Source organism: Microcoleus sp. S13_C3 (assembly GCF_036700905.1).
Taxonomy (GTDB): Bacteria; Cyanobacteriota; Cyanobacteriia; order Cyanobacteriales; family Microcoleaceae; genus Microcoleus.
The window spans coordinates 10816-25912 of the sequence record NZ_JAUBPT010000006.1 but is presented as its reverse complement, the minus strand read 5'-3'; the positions used below and the strand labels follow the sequence as shown (position 1 = coordinate 25912).

The following is a 15097-nucleotide window of genomic DNA, read 5'->3' as shown; positions in this document are numbered from 1 at the left end:
TATACATTCACCAAGTATCTTTAAATGCCTCTGCGTTGAATCAGCAGTTTCCCTCTCCCTCAATGATTTATGCAATAATTCTAATGACTAATGACTACTGACTAATGACTACTGACTAAATCAATCATTAATAAATTCACCTTCACAGATAATCGAGTCTCTGGTGTCCAAATCTTCTTGATTCCAGACCGCGTTTAATGCTGCGGAACTTAAGGAAGTTGACATCGTATTTAATGTTGTGTTGTAGTATTCTACAGCATTATTAAGTTCCACCTGCGGCGCTTCTTTGAAGTACGAATTAATATCCGGCGTGCACCGCTGGGCTTGGTAGTATACATAAGCTTCAGCATTAATGCACATTACGTGGTAAAAATCCTTATTTGCTGCCGCAACATCTCCAAGTTTATACAGCGCTAAACCCCGGTTGAGATAAGCTTTAACATAGTTCGGATCTAGTTCCACTGCTTTGTCAAAGTCTTCAATTGCCAACTGCATTTGTTTTAATTTATAGCGAACGCAACCTCTGTTATAATAGGCATAAACATTTTGTGGATCTATGCCGAGTGCAATGTTGTAATCGGCCATCGCCTGCGTATTGTCTCCTAGTTGGTGGTAACAGAGACCTCGATTTATGTAAGCTTTGATATATTTAGGATTCAACCGCAGCGTTTCGTTAAAGTTTTCCGTTGCTGCCTCTTTTTCTCCCAAAAGGTAGTAAGCGCGCCCCCGGTTGTAATAGGTTTTATAATTGTTGGAATTGATAGATAGAGCTCGATTGTAGTCTTTTATTGCTTCTTCGTAATTTCCTAAATTAGCAAGTACCAGTCCCCGGTTGTTGTAGATAGCGTGGCTGTTAGGCTTATTTGCTAAAGCACAGTTTAGATCGTCAATGGCTTTTTCGTGTTCTCCGAGATGACGCCAAGCATTGCCTCTATTCAAGTAAGCCTCGAAGAAATTAGGATTGATATCTAGGGCTTGGCTGAGGTCTGCGATCGCTTTTTGGTAGTCTTTCATGTAATAGTAAACCAAGCCGCGATTGTTATAGGCTTTGGCATCGGCGGGATTGACTTGCAGTATCTGATCGAAGTCCTCAAGTGCCGCTTCATAGTTTCCTTTCTTGGCGCTGTACAAACCGCGCTTGTAAAATTGTTTGAGGTTCATAGGTCAACTTTCAGGATTGCTTGATTCTGGGGGTTGATTCCTGTGCAGTCAGTTTTGAGTGCCACAGCCGTTAATCTGTTGAAAGAGCATCCACCTGGGCTCAGAGTAACTCTTAAATGATTCCCGGCAATCTACCGTAAACAGGATTTTTGGTTTATTTTAACAGTAGTTAAATCCTGTTGAAAGGCTCTGCACCTCGGCTGGATTTACTTATTAGTCAGTTCGATTGTTTACCCGATCGACTTGCTCTCAAAAGTCTAGTTTTACTTGGTGCTCTGTGTTTCTTGATGCGGCGGCGATCGGCTCGATCGCCCAATTAAGTTTGAGATCGCTACTCAGTATAAATTGTTGCCAGCAGTCCTACCGAGTAAACTCTATATTTTTTTGACAAACTTCGTCTCAGTGTTTGTGGCAGTACGTCTCTACAAACTTTTGTTGCCTAATTACCAATTACCGATTGATTTCCTCTTCCACATAAACTCTCAATTTCTCCAAATCTGGAAGTTCGATCAATTCTTGTTCCTTTTCCTTAACCGACACAGGCATCATTACAGGTTTACGCTGCTCGATCCAGCAACTCGCCAGGGGCAAAGTTTGTTCCAAATCTTCCAAAGGCCTCGGAATTACCATCACCGCGTTCAACTCGCCAATTCGCTCAGCTTCGTACATCCCGGCCTCTACGGCTACTGCTACATCTGCAACTGCACCGCGAATAATTGCCGTGCACAAACCGGCGCCAATTTTCTCGTAAGCTGCCAAGTGTACGTCTGCGGATTTGAGCATAGCATCGCAAGCACCCACCATTGCCGGGAATCCCCGGGTTTCGAGCAAACCGATCGCCTGATTGCTAAGCCGAGAATAACTGCCTTTTTCCGAAAGTTCAGTCAGCCGAAAGCCGATCGGCAAAACCACTTCCAAATTAGCCAAAGGTCTAGCAATCACCAACTTAGAAACAAACTGCCCGAACTGTTCGGCAGTTTGAGCTCCAGCTTCCACAGCCAAACGCACATCCGAAATTCTGCCCCGGACGATCGCGGTACAGTGACCGGAACCAATTTTTTCGTATCCTACTAAAATCACTCCTGCCGACTTCAGCATCATGTCAGCAGTCCCCACAATTGCCGGAAAACTCTTGGTGGATACCAAACCCAAAGCAGTGTCTTTGAAGTATTCCTGGCGCTGCGATCGCTCTTCGTGACTGTTACGATCTGTTTGTCCGTCCATCTTCTATTACCCTTAGAAACTTCCAAAAATAAAAATTTGTTGATAGTTTATAGTTTCTCAGATGAGAAGACAGACTGCACGAGCTACAAGACACTGATTGCTGCGGCAAAGCCTGACAAATTGCTGAGCTACCAATAATATGAGATTACCTATTTATATTTGATCTTTCTGCCTTTAGCATAGCTGGCTTTTGCCGAAATGACCGAAAGCATCGAGGATACCCGCCACGTGATTCATCCGTCCAGAAATAAAAAACCTGTATCCCATAAAGGAACCCCGAATTTATCCGTGGGGTCAATGCTTCAATCTCAAATCTAAAATCGAAAATCTAAAATCGATTGACGGTTACCCGGAACCGCCCGATAGAGTTTGGCCGTTTTCCTCCGATCGATTAAAAGCTTGCCGGTGCGGAAACAGCGTCCCCAACAGCCGATTGATGTGAGCTTGACCGTACAGAATAGTTGGCGTTTCCCCTGGTTGGGGCGGCTCTGCGGCGGTGGATTCCTGCGGGTCTGGGGCCGTCTCCGGCGCAGTTTGAGGCGGTGTTTGGGCGGGTTGTGGCGGATCGAAAGGCTCGATCGGTCGATCGACTGGTGGCGTAGTGGCTTCGGGGGGTTCTGGTGATGTTGGCGCTGCTGTTGGCGCTGCTGTTGGCGCTGTTGCGGTTGCTTCTTCTGCGGCGACTTGGCGGCTGGTATCTCCCATTAGAGAACCTGCTGGCATAATTTGCATTTTGTCGATACAAGGATTGATTAGGGTCGTCGCGGCGCCAATACAGGCATTTTCCCCGATCGTTCCCGCACCTACCACCAGCACTCCTGCACCCAGAATAACGCCCGCCGCGATTTCCAGAGTACCTTCACGGGCGTGAAGGATAACTCCCATACCGATACAGGCACCGGCGGCGATCGAGATCCGGCTTCCGGGATCTGCTTGCAGGATTACTCCAGGGGCGATCGCCGCACCCTCATTCACAACTACATCGCCACTCATCAAAATCTGAGAGTTGCTACTTAATTGCAGTGGCGATAAATACATTCGACTTCACCATGAAAGGAGCTATTTTTTTCGATAAAACGACTTTAAATTATGGGTTTTTTGGACTGATAAATTTAACCATGTCAATCTAAGAAACGATAATTTACTAATACTGAGAAGCTTGATGCTTTAACGTTTTATAGAAACTTTCAGAAGATTCTAGATTTTGACCAACATTTGTCAATCGAGCTTTTTAACTATCTCAAATCCAACTTCAATCCGCTGGGGTTTCTCCCATTAGCCCAGCGCGAGGACTTAACGGGAGAAACAAGCTAATTACCTAGCAAATTAAGGACGCTGGATAATTTCTTCGAGTACCCGGCGCTTGGCCTTGGAGTCGATGCCCAGCAAGCGGACGTACTCGCCGCTGTGTTCTTTGAGACAGCTTTCGAGGGCAGAAATCACTTCGGCTTCGCGGTTGGATGCGATCGGGGCGCAACTGCTCCAAGAACCGGTGCGGAAACGGCGCGCGTCGGCGTGTTCCGTGCCAATTTTGTAGCCTTGGGAAAGCAGGTTGCGGATTTGGTCGATCGTCTTGCCGGTCAAACTGCCGCTGCTGGCCGAACCAGTCGAAGCTGCTTTGTATCCTGATGTTGCTGCCGGCTTAGCCGATTGAGCAACTGGGCCGTCTGGACGCTGAATAATTTCTTCAACTATGCGTCGCTTAGCTTTCGGGTCAATCCCGATCAAGCGCACGTACTCGCCCGGGTACTCGTTCATCACAGCTTCCAAAGCGGCGATCGCCTCCGATTCGTTTCTCACTTGCAGGGAAGCCCCGCTTTGCCAAGAACTGGTACGGAAGCGGCGCGCGTCGGCGTGTTCCGTCCCCACTTTGTAGCCTTGAGCTAGCAAGCTGCGAACCTGAGCCACTGTTTCGGCACTCAATTTGCCGCTTGACACGGAACCGCTATTGTGGTTGGAAGCTTGTGCAACTTTACCGTTAGATTGGTGAGTTTTCGCACCGTTAGAACCGTTAGAGCCATTGTCTCCCGGTCTTTGGACGATTTCTTCTAGTACGCGGCGCTTGGCTTTGGTGTCAATCCCGATCAAGCGGACGTATTCTCCTTGGTGCTCTGCCATGCAAGCTGACAAAGCCGCGATCACTTCTGAGTCACGGGTTGAGGAAATCGGGCCGCAAGTACGCCAAGAACCGGTACGGAAGCGGCGTGCGTCGGCGTGTTCGGCTCCCACGCTGTATCCTTGAGCTAGTAAATTGCGGATGCTATCGGCAAGAGTTGAACTCAATTGGGTGCCGGCATGGGTAGAATATTTGGTTTGAGTCATATTGGGGTTTTTAGTTTGCTCGTTGCGAATTGGTGCTAGACAGGCGATGTTCTCAGCGCAGCGATAACCCGTTCTCAGAGCGTCATTGATGCCGATGACATGGGTCGCAAATTGAATGTCAGAATCTTGAACGTCAGGCAAGCGATCGGCTTGCTTCTGATTAGTGATGATGGCTCCCGAAGGTACGTACTTACCGGGGGGAATCTCCACATCTTTAATTAGTACGTGCATCATGACAATGCAGCCGTTGCCCACTCTGGCATTGAACACCGTAGAGCGAAAGCCAATAAAGCAGTTCTCGCCCACGTATGCCGGGCCGTGAATTAAACTCATGTGAGTGAGGGAAGTATTTTTCCCCACCCACACAGAATAGGATTTGTCGTCGTCTCCTGTGACTCGGCCTTTTTCTAGGCCGTGAATCACTACTCCGTCTTGAATGTTGCTTCCTTCTCCGATATAAAAAGGAGTGCCTTCATCGGCGCGGATAGATGTCCCGGGGGCAATCATCACATTAGAACCGATATGCACATCCCCAATAATGTTAGAAAAGGAATGTACGAATGCGGTGTCGTGAATTTTGGGCTCAGCCAAGTTTTTCGACCAAGGCGTCGGGGGAGCCGCAACGTTGCGGACTGCCATAAATTAAGTTCTCCTAAGCTGAAAAAATTTTTTTGTTAGTTGTTAGTTAGTTGTTAGTTGTTAGTTGTTCACTGTTCACTGTTCACTGTTAGCTGTTCACTGTCAACTGCCAACTGCCAACTGCCAACTGCCAACTGCCAACTGTCAACTGCCAACTGCCAACTGCCAACTGCCAACTGCCAACTGCCAACTGCCAACTGCCAACTGCCAACTGTCAACTGCCAACTGCCAACTGTCAACTAGCGGTACGGGTCGTCTTTTTTACTGTAAATGAGGCGGTTTTCTACATTGACAGTATCTATAATGCCTACTACTAGAGCATCGATCGGACGGTTTTCACTTCCGGGCGCGATCCGGGCTGCGCTGCCTCGGGTTACTAAAACCCATTCATCTATACCTGCGCCCACACAGTCAGCGGCTACCTCATAGCCGGGAACTGGCGAACCTTCCTCATCGATGAATTGCAGCAGTAGAAATTTCGATCCTCTCAGTGTCGGCTCTTTTTGGGTACTGACAACTGTGCCGAGAACTTTGGCCATTTGCATTTTAGGTAATAGGTAATAGGTAATTGGTAACTGTCATTTTTACAGGGTCACTTGTCTTTTTTTTATTAGCTTTGCTCAGTCCGCTGTCCGCCGTTTAAAGTTATTCGTCTAGTAACTCATAACTAATAACTAATGACTCATGACTAATGACTAATGACTAATAACCAATATCCCATACCCACCTCAATTAAAAATTAAAAATGCTAAATCAAAAACAGCGCGATTTTTAATTTTTAATTTTTAATTACCAAACGCCCCTAACAGCCGTGAGCCTATCTTATGATCTGTTGAGGGGGCGAATGCCGCTGACGCCTTCACGGAACTGTTCTACAGCTTCGGTGTAGCGAATCGGCAGCACGTACTCTAAGTTTTCGTGAGGGCGGGCGATAATGTGGGTGGACATCACTTGTCCGCCGTTAACGCGCTTCACTGACTCTACTCCGGCGGCGACAGAAGCTTGCACTTCCGAGACATCTCCTCTTACAATGACCGTAACCCGAGCGCTACCGATTTTTTCGTAGCCTACCAAGGTGACGCGGGCTGCTTTGACCATCGCGTCAGCGGCTTCTACCACTGCGGGGAAGCCTAGGGTTTCGATCATGCCAACTGCAATTGCCATTGGTTTTACTCCTGATTGAATATTTGGGGAACTAAACAGTTAATTTTTGACGATCGCACCAATTTTCTTTTAACGAAATTTTTGTGCGCTAAGAACTTAGTAGCCTCGGAACTGTTCTACTGCTTCTGTATATCGAATCGGCAGAACGTATTCTAGGTTTTCGTGGGGGCGAGCGATGATGTGGGTAGAGACGACTTCTCCGCCGTTCACCCGCTTGACGGATTCCACTCCGGCGGCGACTGAGGCTTGGACTTCCGACACGTTGCCGCGCACAATTACGGTGACGCGGGCGCTGCCGATTTTTTCATAGCCCACGAGGGTAACGCGGGCAGCTTTGACCATAGCATCGGCAGCTTCCACCACAGCGGGAAAACCTTTTGTCTCAATCATTCCCACGGCAATTGACATTTTTGAATCTCCTTTGAGGATGAGCGAAATTACCGTTACAAATCTTTGAGAAATCTAAAAATTTGGACGGGGAGGCCCACATTTATTAGTAAGGCAGTGTAAAGCTTCCTATCCTATAAGAATAGGGGAAGCTGTCCACCTTGACAATATAAACTAACATCATAATGTTTAATAACAAAAATTAAAATTTTTTATGTTACTTAAACTAATTTAATATTTATTTAATAATCTTAATATATAGAGGGGTAGATGCCGACGACGAGGGGCGATTAAAGTAAGTAATAATACTCATAAAGTAGAGTTCGGTATGTGAAGCCGGAGCTGAGTCACTGCCGGGAAACTTGGGGATTTCCAAATGGGATCGCAGGGAAATCGGCAAAAAAGGCAGTCTTTGCCCATCGGCAGGCATTTTTTTCTTTGAGTGCCGAGCCTGCTGAGGATCTAATTTTCTAGTGAGAGAATTCTCAGTTTTGATGCTTTAATGTATAGTGAATCTTGGGTGCAAATTATTCTGCCAGAACTATACGATCGGGTTTAGTCAAAGTTTTAGCGTCTCGCGCGATCGCCCGCGACTGTTTTTTGTATAAAGGCAGCCGGTAATTTGAAGTTTAAGGGATAAATTAAATGACTCAATTTCTCCTCCAAGCCTGTTGGTGGGTACCTTTATATGGCTTAATAGGCGCAATTTTAACTTTGCCGTGGTCTACGGGCACCGTTCGCAGAACAGGGCCCAGACCGGCGGCTTACTTCAATGTGTTGATGACTGTGTTGGCTTTCATACACGGGTCAGTTATTTTTACAGCGACTTGGGATCAACCACCCCAACAGTTGCTCGTGCACTGGGTGCAAGCAGCCGATTTAGATTTGTCTTTTGCCATAGAAATCTCCACGTTGAGCGTCGGAGCAATGGAGTTAGTTACAGTTCTGAGTTTGCTAGCACAAATTTACGCTCTAGGCTACATGGAAAAAGACTGGGCGCTAGCTCGATTTTTTGGGCTGATGGGTTTTTTTGAAGCGGCAATTAGCGGCATTGCCATTAGCGACTCGCTGCTTCTAACTTACGGTTTGTTGGAAGTGCTGACGCTTTCAACTTACTTGCTAGTCGGGTTTTGGTACGCTCAACCGCTGGTAGTAACAGCCGCTAGAGATGCGTTTTTAACCAAGCGTGTAGGAGACGTGCCACTGCTGATGGGAGTAGTGACGCTTTCAACTTTAGCAGGAAGTTTGAATTTTTCCGATTTGGAAATATGGGCGGAAACTGCAACTTTGTCTCCCCTAGTGGCGACTCTTTTAGGTTTGGCTTTAATCTCCGCACCTACGGCCAAGTGCGCTCAATTCCCCTTCCATTTGTGGCTCGACGAGGCGATGGAAGGGCCCAACCCGGCTTCGATTATGCGGAATACGGTAGTTGTGGGCGCTGGAGCTTATGTTTTGATTAAACTTCAGCCTGTTTTAGCGCTTTCGCCCGTGACGGATGCGGTGCTGGTGGTTTTGGGTGCGGTGACGGCTGTTGGCGCTTCCTTGGTAGCGATCGCCCAAATCGACATCAAAAGAGCACTATCGCATTCTACCAGCGCATCTTTGGGTTTGGTGTTTATCGCCGTGGGGCTAAATCAAGTTGACATTGCTTTGCTGTTGCTGTTCGCGCACTCGATCGCCAAAGGCCTATTATTCATGAGCGTAGGGTCAATTATTACCACAACTAACACTCAAGATTTAACAGAAATGGGTGGGTTGTGGTCGAAGATGCCTGCTACCACTACGGCTTATTTAGTAGGCGCTGCGGGGATGGTCGCGCTGTTACCTCTGGGCAACTTTTGGGCGATGCGACGCTGGCTCAACGGTTTTTGGACTTTGCCTTTGTGGCTGGTAATAGTGCTGCTTTTAGTTAACGGTTTGACAGCGCTAAATTTAACTCGCATATTCGGTTTAGTGTTCGCTGGAAAACCGCAGCCGAAAACTCGCAGAACTCCAGAAGTTGGTTGGCAGATGGCTTTGCCGATGGTAATTTTGACAGTGATTGGGCTGTTGGTGCCTTGGATGTTGCAGCAGTGGCAACTTTTAATTAGTTGGACTGGGCCTTGGGCGCAAACGGGGGATTTTGATACTTTAAATTTGCTGTTGAAGACTCTGCATCTTCCGCTGTTAATGTTATCTGGGTTGATTGGCGTTGCGGTTGGGGTGGCGATTTATTGGTACGGGGTGTTACCTCGACCGGTACGGCTGCCGGTACCGGCGTTGCAGGATTTGTTTGCTTACGATTTTTATATCGATCGAGTTTACCGCTTGACTGTCGTTTGGGCTGTGGCTTTTATTTCTAAAATCAGCGCTTGGACTGATAGGTATGTGGTGGATGGGGCGGTGAATTTGTTCGGTTTTGCCACAATTTTCAGCGGTGAAGGGTTGAAGTACAGCGGCACCGGTCAGTCACAGTTTTATGTGTTGACTATTGCGGGGGGGGTTGCTGTGTTGCTGGCGTTGATTATTTGGCTGTTTTAAACTGCAGAGATTGGCAGATGAATTTTTCGGGTTTGTCTGCTTTTTGTCTGATGTTATTTAATTTTCAACCGCAGATGACGGCGGATGAACGCAGATGATTTTATTCTGGGTTTGTCTGCTTTTTTATCTAATTTTATTCAAACTCGATCGGCCACAATTCTTTCACCGCAACTTCCCAACCAGGCAAAAGTTCAGGAATTGAAATCATGTCGCCGTCTCTCAATACCACTGGCTCTGCTTTCGGAGTGTAAATTATTACTGTGCGCTTGTCTGGGTCGATTAATATTCCTACTTTGGCTCCGAGTTCGATGAATGATAGAATTTTTTCTCGCAGGGGTTTGAGGCGATCGGACTGAGATTTGATTTCTACAACTAAGTCGGGAACGAGTTCGGCAAAATACCTTTTACTTTGTTTGAGGCGATCGGCTACCACAAACGAAACATCGGGAGCTCTCAGATCGGAATTGGGGAGGATAAACCCGCCGCTAGATTCAAATACTCGTCCGAGTTTGCGAGGTTTGACCAGGAATTTCAAAGGTGGTACCCGCCACGTGATTTATCCGTGGAATCAATCCCAAATCGAAAATCGAAAATCCTCAAGAAAGAGCATTTATCCGTGGGGTCGCCTCTAAAATCTAAAATCTAAAATCTAAAATCGATTGACCCAGTTTAGTAAAAGTCTGCCAAACTCTGCCCCAATTTCGCTCGATACAATGTCTGAGGGGCCCATAAGGATAATCTTCCCCTCTACGAGTTCTAATTGGTAGTCTAGATGTGCTTCCGAGAGTATAGCTTGCAGTTGTTCTAAGTCGGCAACGGTGAGGCGGGTGGAAGGAGAACCGGATTTAATTTGCAAATCTTGTATATCTGTAAGACTTGTGGTCATAGGAGGATTCCAGAGACATTTGAATCTATGTTAACAAGAAAATCAGCCGATCGCTTTTATATGTAGTTGCTTTGCGTTAATGTTAAATATATAGCAATCCTTGCAGGAGTCGTAAATTTTTTCCCCCACCCCAACCCTCCCCGATGCCTTGGGGAGGGAGTAAGAAATTCACAAATGATTTAGGATTGCTATATCTCTAAATACTGTGTAACAAAGGAAAGTTTTAATTGATGCTCAGTGCTTTAATCTGGATACCAATGTTGGCTGCTGCCCTGATTGGGCTCTGGCCCGGTTCAGTGAGTTCTAAAATAGTTCGGAATGTCGCGATCGCCATTGCGGGTATAACTTTTATTCTCTCGGTGATTTTGGCATTTCAGTTTGATGCCAGTACCAGTCAGTTGCAGTTTGCGGAATTCATTCCTTGGATAGATGTTTTGGGATTGAATTACAATCTCGGTGTTGATGGTTTGGCTCTGCCTTTAGTAATTTTAAATACTCTGCTGACAGGGGTAGCTATTTACGCTACGGATGAGTCGATCCGCAGACCTCGACTTTATTATTCTTTGATTCTGTTAATTACTGGCGGCGTAACAGGGGCTTTTTTATCTCAAAATTTGCTGCTGTTTTTCCTGTTTTTTGAGGTAGAATTGATTCCGCTTTACCTGTTAATTGCGATTTGGGGAGGGGAGCGCCGGGGTTATGCTGCTACTAAGTTTTTAATCTATACTGCATTTGCGGGAATTGTGCTGCTGGCTGCTTTCTTGGGGACTGGTTGGCTTAGCGGTGCTTCGAGTTTCGATATGGTTGGTGCAGCGGGGGCATCGCATTTGCAAGGAGGATTGCCATTGCCTTTGGTAAGGCAAATTGTTTTGCTGGCTCTTGTGTTGCTGGCTTTTGGAATTAAAATGCCTTTGGTGCCTTTTCATACTTGGCTGCCGGATGCTCACGTAGAAGCTTCGACGCCGGTTTCGGTGCTGCTGGCGGGGGTGCTTTTGAAGCTGGGAACTTATGGGATGCTGCGCTTTGGTTTAGGTTTGTTTCCAGATGCGTGGGCGGTGGCGGCGCCGACTTTGGCGAGTTGGGCGGTGGTAAGCGTGCTTTACGGGGCGAGTTGTGCGATCGCCCAAAAAGATATGAAAAAAATTGTAGCTTACAGTTCGATCGCTCACATGGGCTACATTTTGTTAGCTAGCGCCGCAGCTACTCCGATTAGTATGTTGGGAACTGTTTTGCAAATGGTTAGCCACGGCTTAATTTCGGCGCTGCTATTTTTGAGTGTCGGCGTTGTTTACAAAAAATCCGGCACCCGCAACATCGATGTGCTCCAAGGTTTGTTCAATCCAGATCGCGGTTTGCCGATGATTGGCAGTTTAATGATCCTCGGCGTGATGGCAAGTGCCGGTATTCCAGGTTTGGCTGGATTTATTGCTGAATTTTTGATGTTTCGGGGCAGTTTGCCAGTGTTTCCGGTGCAAACTTTGCTCTGCATGATCGGCACTGGTTTAACTTCAGTTTACTTTTTACTTATGGTCAACCGCGCCTTTTTCGGCCGCCTTTCGGATTTGGTGGAAAATTTGCCCCAAGTCCGCTGGCGCGATCGCATTCCTTCGCTAGTTTTAGCCATAATTATCGCAATCATGGGAGTGCAGCCGGGAGTTTTAGTTGCTTTGAGCGAAAAAACTGCGATCGGAATGGTAGCTAATGTGCCACCGCAAGTTAAAGCGATCGCTCAAAACTTGAAATAAAATATGACCTAGGTTCGTAGCATCTGACATCTTGCAGCAATCTCAATAAGAGGATTTTTCGGGGGGTCGGGCGGGTTTATAGAACCTATTTGCAAGCTTTAAGGCTGTTGGCGAACCCGCCCCTACGGCTAATTGAGAATGGTGCAACATCTCAGTAGCATCGGACTTTAGTCCTATGGCAGTTTTCAATCCCATGAAATACAGCAGACGGCTGTAGGGAGACGGCACTGCCGTGTCCCTACCTATTCCATTCATCAGTGTATCCGTGTTCCAATCCTTGTCGTTCCTTCCTTCACTTAAGGTTAAATAAGAATGAAAAGTACCGTATTAAAACCCTCTTCCCATCCCCTATCCGCATACATTGACCTCTTGGAATCAGGCAAAGCTTTGCTTCCCGATTCGGCGGAAAATGTAGTAGAAGTTGTCGGCATTCTCAAAAGTTACGGTGTGGTTCTCGATGCCTATTCTCGCAATCTAAATTATATTGCAGAAGAACAGTTTTTAGTGCTTTTCCCGTTTTTCAAATATTTCAACGGAGATGTGACGCTGCCCAAATTAATTCGCTATTTGTGGCACGATCGCATAAATTTTGAGTATGCTGAGTATGTTATGAAAACTATGCTGTGGCACGGCGGCGGGGGTTTTGACACTTATTTGGATACCCCGGAATTTAGCAGTTTGGTCGAAAAGGCGATCGCTGCTAAACTGAAAGGCAATTTTTTCATGCAGGGACTCAACAAAGCATTTCCTAATTTTTTGCCGGAACAAGTGCGGATGCTGGCTTACTACACCGGTCTCGGTCAGTTTTGGCGGGTAATGAGCGATTTGTTTATCGACTTATCTGATTCCTACGAAGCCGGTAAAATTAAGTCGATCGCAGACGTAGTTGATTTTATCTTAGCAGGTTTGGTTAGCGCCGCCAGTTTGCCAATTACCTACAGCGTCAAGATTGGCCCTCAAGTCTACGATATCATTCCGGCGAGCGCTAACTTAACATTTTTACCAGATGTAGCAGTTCCTTATGTAGAGTCAATTTTCTTTCGGGGCACTGCGTTTTTTGGCACAGTTTCCTACAACGCTCAAGCTCATCAAATCCCGGAAGAACAAAGAGAATTCGCCTACGGGGCTTTGTTTGCTGACCCTTTACCGATTGGAGGTGCAGGGATTCCGCCAACTCAATTGATGCAAGATATGCGTCATTATTTGCCGGAGTATTTGCACGAAGTTTATCGCACTAGCTGTCGGGGTGAAGACGATGTGCGGGTGCAAATTTGCCAGAGTTTTCAAAAGTCGATGTTTTGCGTGACGACAGCGACTATTTTGGGTCTAGCACCTCATCCAATGAATACATCAGATCCAGAGGAAAGAAAGGCTAATCGGGCTTATTTGGAAGGTTGGATGGATCGATTTGGGAATTCTCGCTTGGATTGGGCAAATCAGCCAACTAACCGGGCCTGTCAGTTGTTCCCGGAACGGTAGAATGGCGACTGGTTTTTAGGGCGAAGTGTCTCTAGGAGTTGCAAGAACACCACATGAAGAAAGCAATTGCTTTCTTTTGGAGGGCGAAAGCTCATCCTGGCGATCGCAATGATATCACGTCCATTAAGATAGCCGTTATAAGGCAAGTAGTGAAAACTTCAGTCCACAGACTTTTATGAGGACTGAAGTCCTCACTACCAAACAATTTTATAGTAGTCATTTTAGTGGACATAATATGACCTGAGAAACTGTTTTTTTACTGTTTGTTTTCGGCTCATTGTGATTGCTTTCATAACAGATATATCCGCTAACGCTTAGACTGGTAAGGACAGGATAAAGCACTTCTTATTTCCGAACTATTTAGATTCGGACGAGAAGACTCAGCCCGTGAGAGTCCGTGCCACAAGTTCCCAGCAAACCATAAGTTTCTGCTAAATCTTTGACTAAAGCAGTTTGTTTGGGACTCGGTGTCCAAGGATTGGGATTACCGTAAGCATAGTAAATTTCTACACCGTCAATGCCGACACGGGCGGCTTCTGGGATTAGTTTATCTGCAGTCGATCGATACCTGCAAGGATGTGCGAGAACTGCTAAACCTCCGGCTTCATGAATAGCTTCAATTACCCTGGCTGCTGAATAACAATAAGTGCCTTCAGTGCTTTTACCTCGTAGGTATGGTTTGAGACTGGGATGTTGCGGATCAAAGGCGTAAGCGAGAATGTGTACCTCATTGTTGAGCAATTCGGCATTAATTTCAGCGCCTGTCCAGAGACTAGGTGCTTCGCTATTTTTGTCAGGATGGTTTAATTTCCAATTATCCAGCCAAATTTGAGCTTTAACGTAGCCTTCGGTGCTGTGGTGGTCGGTGATAGCTAAGCCCTTGAGACCTCTGGCTATGGCTTGTTCCATCAATTTCTCTGGCTGCAATCGCCCGTCGGAGTAGACTGTGTGCATATGAAAATTATAGGAACCCGGACAGCTATCGGCATCAATTGTCTGAAAGACTTGTTTGAGTGCTGAGATATTCTGGGCTTCTGGTCGGAGACTAGAAGCGGGGGAGGTAGCGAAGTTGACAGCCATAAGCGTTATTATAAAAAAAACTAACCTTGTTTAATATATCTAATAAATTGATATGTTGCACCTGTGGCAATAGTCGGCTGTAGGATTGAAACATCTGGCGGATGGTTGCGTTCGGCACAAGATATCAATTCACTCGCACATCTTGCACAATTCTTTATCCAGATTTTTATTGTCGGGTGGGGGCCGGTTTATGAGATTATTGATTTTAAGCAATTTATAGTTGGTAAAACCCGCCTCTGCAGGTTTTGGGAGAATGCCACAAGATATCAATTCTTCCCACATATTGCATCATTCTTAACAACAGGCAAGATGCCTGTTCCACAAAGAGGAAATTTTCTTGTAAGGTTTGTGGAAAATGCCACAAGATATCAATTCAATCGCACTTTAAAATTGCATCATTCTTAACAACAGGGAAGATGCCTGTTCCACAAAGAGGAAATTTTCTTGTAAGGTTTGTGGAAAATGCCACAAGATATCAATTCAATCGCAC

The 15097-nt window shown here is 46.3% G+C and carries 15 protein-coding genes and 1 pseudogene; 4 read left to right on the top strand and 12 right to left on the bottom strand.

The features are described 5' to 3' along the window. Positions 1-120: 120 nt before the first annotated feature. From QUA16_RS02970 to QUA16_RS02935, 8 genes are all read right to left on the bottom strand, one after another. Positions 121-1161, bottom strand: coding sequence for a tetratricopeptide repeat protein (locus QUA16_RS02970; protein ID WP_333101842.1), 1041 nt, complete (start codon positions 1159-1161; stop codon positions 121-123). Between the two features lie 450 nt (positions 1162-1611). After that, on the bottom strand, positions 1612-2385 hold the full coding sequence (locus QUA16_RS02965) for a BMC domain-containing protein (RefSeq protein ID WP_333101844.1): 774 nt from the start codon (positions 2383-2385) through the stop codon (positions 1612-1614). A 345-nt stretch (positions 2386-2730) separates the two neighbouring features. Continuing rightward, positions 2731-3423, bottom strand: a complete 693-nt coding sequence (locus QUA16_RS02960; protein ID WP_333101845.1) for a carbon dioxide concentrating mechanism protein — start codon at positions 3421-3423, stop codon at positions 2731-2733. A 288-nt stretch (positions 3424-3711) separates the two neighbouring features. Continuing rightward, the gene (locus tag QUA16_RS02955; protein ID WP_333101847.1) at positions 3712-5346 is read right to left on the bottom strand and encodes a ribulose bisphosphate carboxylase small subunit; all 1635 of its coding nucleotides are present in this window, start codon (positions 5344-5346) and stop codon (positions 3712-3714) included. 68 nt (positions 5347-5414) lie between these two features. After that, complete coding sequence (locus tag QUA16_RS02950; protein WP_333101848.1) at positions 5415-5585, bottom strand: hypothetical protein; 171 nt, start codon at positions 5583-5585, stop codon at positions 5415-5417. Further along, the gene (locus tag QUA16_RS02945) at positions 5586-5891 is read right to left on the bottom strand and encodes a EutN/CcmL family microcompartment protein (RefSeq protein WP_172186882.1); all 306 of its coding nucleotides are present in this window, start codon (positions 5889-5891) and stop codon (positions 5586-5588) included. Positions 5892-6168: 277 nt separating this feature from the next. Beyond that, positions 6169-6510, bottom strand: coding sequence for a carbon dioxide-concentrating mechanism protein CcmK (locus tag QUA16_RS02940; protein WP_006635058.1), 342 nt, complete (start codon positions 6508-6510; stop codon positions 6169-6171). 96 nt (positions 6511-6606) lie between these two features. Beyond that, entirely contained in the window at positions 6607-6918 is a 312-nt protein-coding gene (locus QUA16_RS02935) for a carbon dioxide-concentrating mechanism protein CcmK (protein ID WP_006635059.1), read from the bottom strand. 624 nt (positions 6919-7542) lie between these two features. Between QUA16_RS02935 and QUA16_RS02930 the strand changes: the two genes are divergently transcribed. Further along, a complete protein-coding gene (locus QUA16_RS02930; protein ID WP_333101849.1) occupies positions 7543-9417 on the top strand; it encodes an NAD(P)H-quinone oxidoreductase subunit F in 1875 nt (624 codons plus the stop codon). A gap of 133 nt (positions 9418-9550) precedes the next feature. On the opposite strand, the pseudogene QUA16_RS02925 reads toward QUA16_RS02930, so the two are convergent. Both QUA16_RS02925 and QUA16_RS02920 read right to left on the bottom strand, forming a co-directional pair. Then, positions 9551-9940 (bottom strand): annotated as a pseudogene (locus QUA16_RS02925) (Uma2 family endonuclease); the annotation flags it as partial. Positions 9941-10066: 126 nt separating this feature from the next. Then, on the bottom strand, positions 10067-10303 hold the full coding sequence (locus tag QUA16_RS02920; RefSeq protein WP_333101852.1) for a hypothetical protein: 237 nt from the start codon (positions 10301-10303) through the stop codon (positions 10067-10069). A gap of 230 nt (positions 10304-10533) precedes the next feature. Between QUA16_RS02920 and QUA16_RS02915 the strand changes: the two genes are divergently transcribed. Beyond that, positions 10534-12048 (top strand): NADH-quinone oxidoreductase subunit M, encoded by a 1515-nt coding sequence (locus tag QUA16_RS02915; RefSeq protein ID WP_333101854.1) that lies wholly within the window; start codon positions 10534-10536, stop codon positions 12046-12048. A 42-nt stretch (positions 12049-12090) separates the two neighbouring features. On the opposite strand, the gene QUA16_RS02910 is transcribed toward QUA16_RS02915, so the two are convergent. Continuing rightward, positions 12091-12303, bottom strand: coding sequence for a hypothetical protein (locus QUA16_RS02910; protein WP_333181010.1), 213 nt, complete (start codon positions 12301-12303; stop codon positions 12091-12093). A 57-nt stretch (positions 12304-12360) separates the two neighbouring features. Here QUA16_RS02910 and QUA16_RS02905 point away from each other — a divergent pair, with 57 nt between their 5' ends. Then, a complete protein-coding gene (locus tag QUA16_RS02905) occupies positions 12361-13527 on the top strand; it encodes a CO2 hydration protein (RefSeq protein ID WP_333101855.1) in 1167 nt (388 codons plus the stop codon). Positions 13528-13887: 360 nt separating this feature from the next. Here QUA16_RS02905 and QUA16_RS02900 read toward each other — a convergent pair whose 3' ends face one another. Then, positions 13888-14607, bottom strand: coding sequence for a PHP domain-containing protein (locus QUA16_RS02900; RefSeq protein ID WP_333101857.1), 720 nt, complete (start codon positions 14605-14607; stop codon positions 13888-13890). Positions 14608-14670: 63 nt separating this feature from the next. Between QUA16_RS02900 and QUA16_RS02895 the strand changes: the two genes are divergently transcribed. Continuing rightward, positions 14671-15012, top strand: coding sequence for a hypothetical protein (locus tag QUA16_RS02895; protein WP_333101858.1), 342 nt, complete (start codon positions 14671-14673; stop codon positions 15010-15012). Positions 15013-15097: the final 85 nt, after the last annotated feature.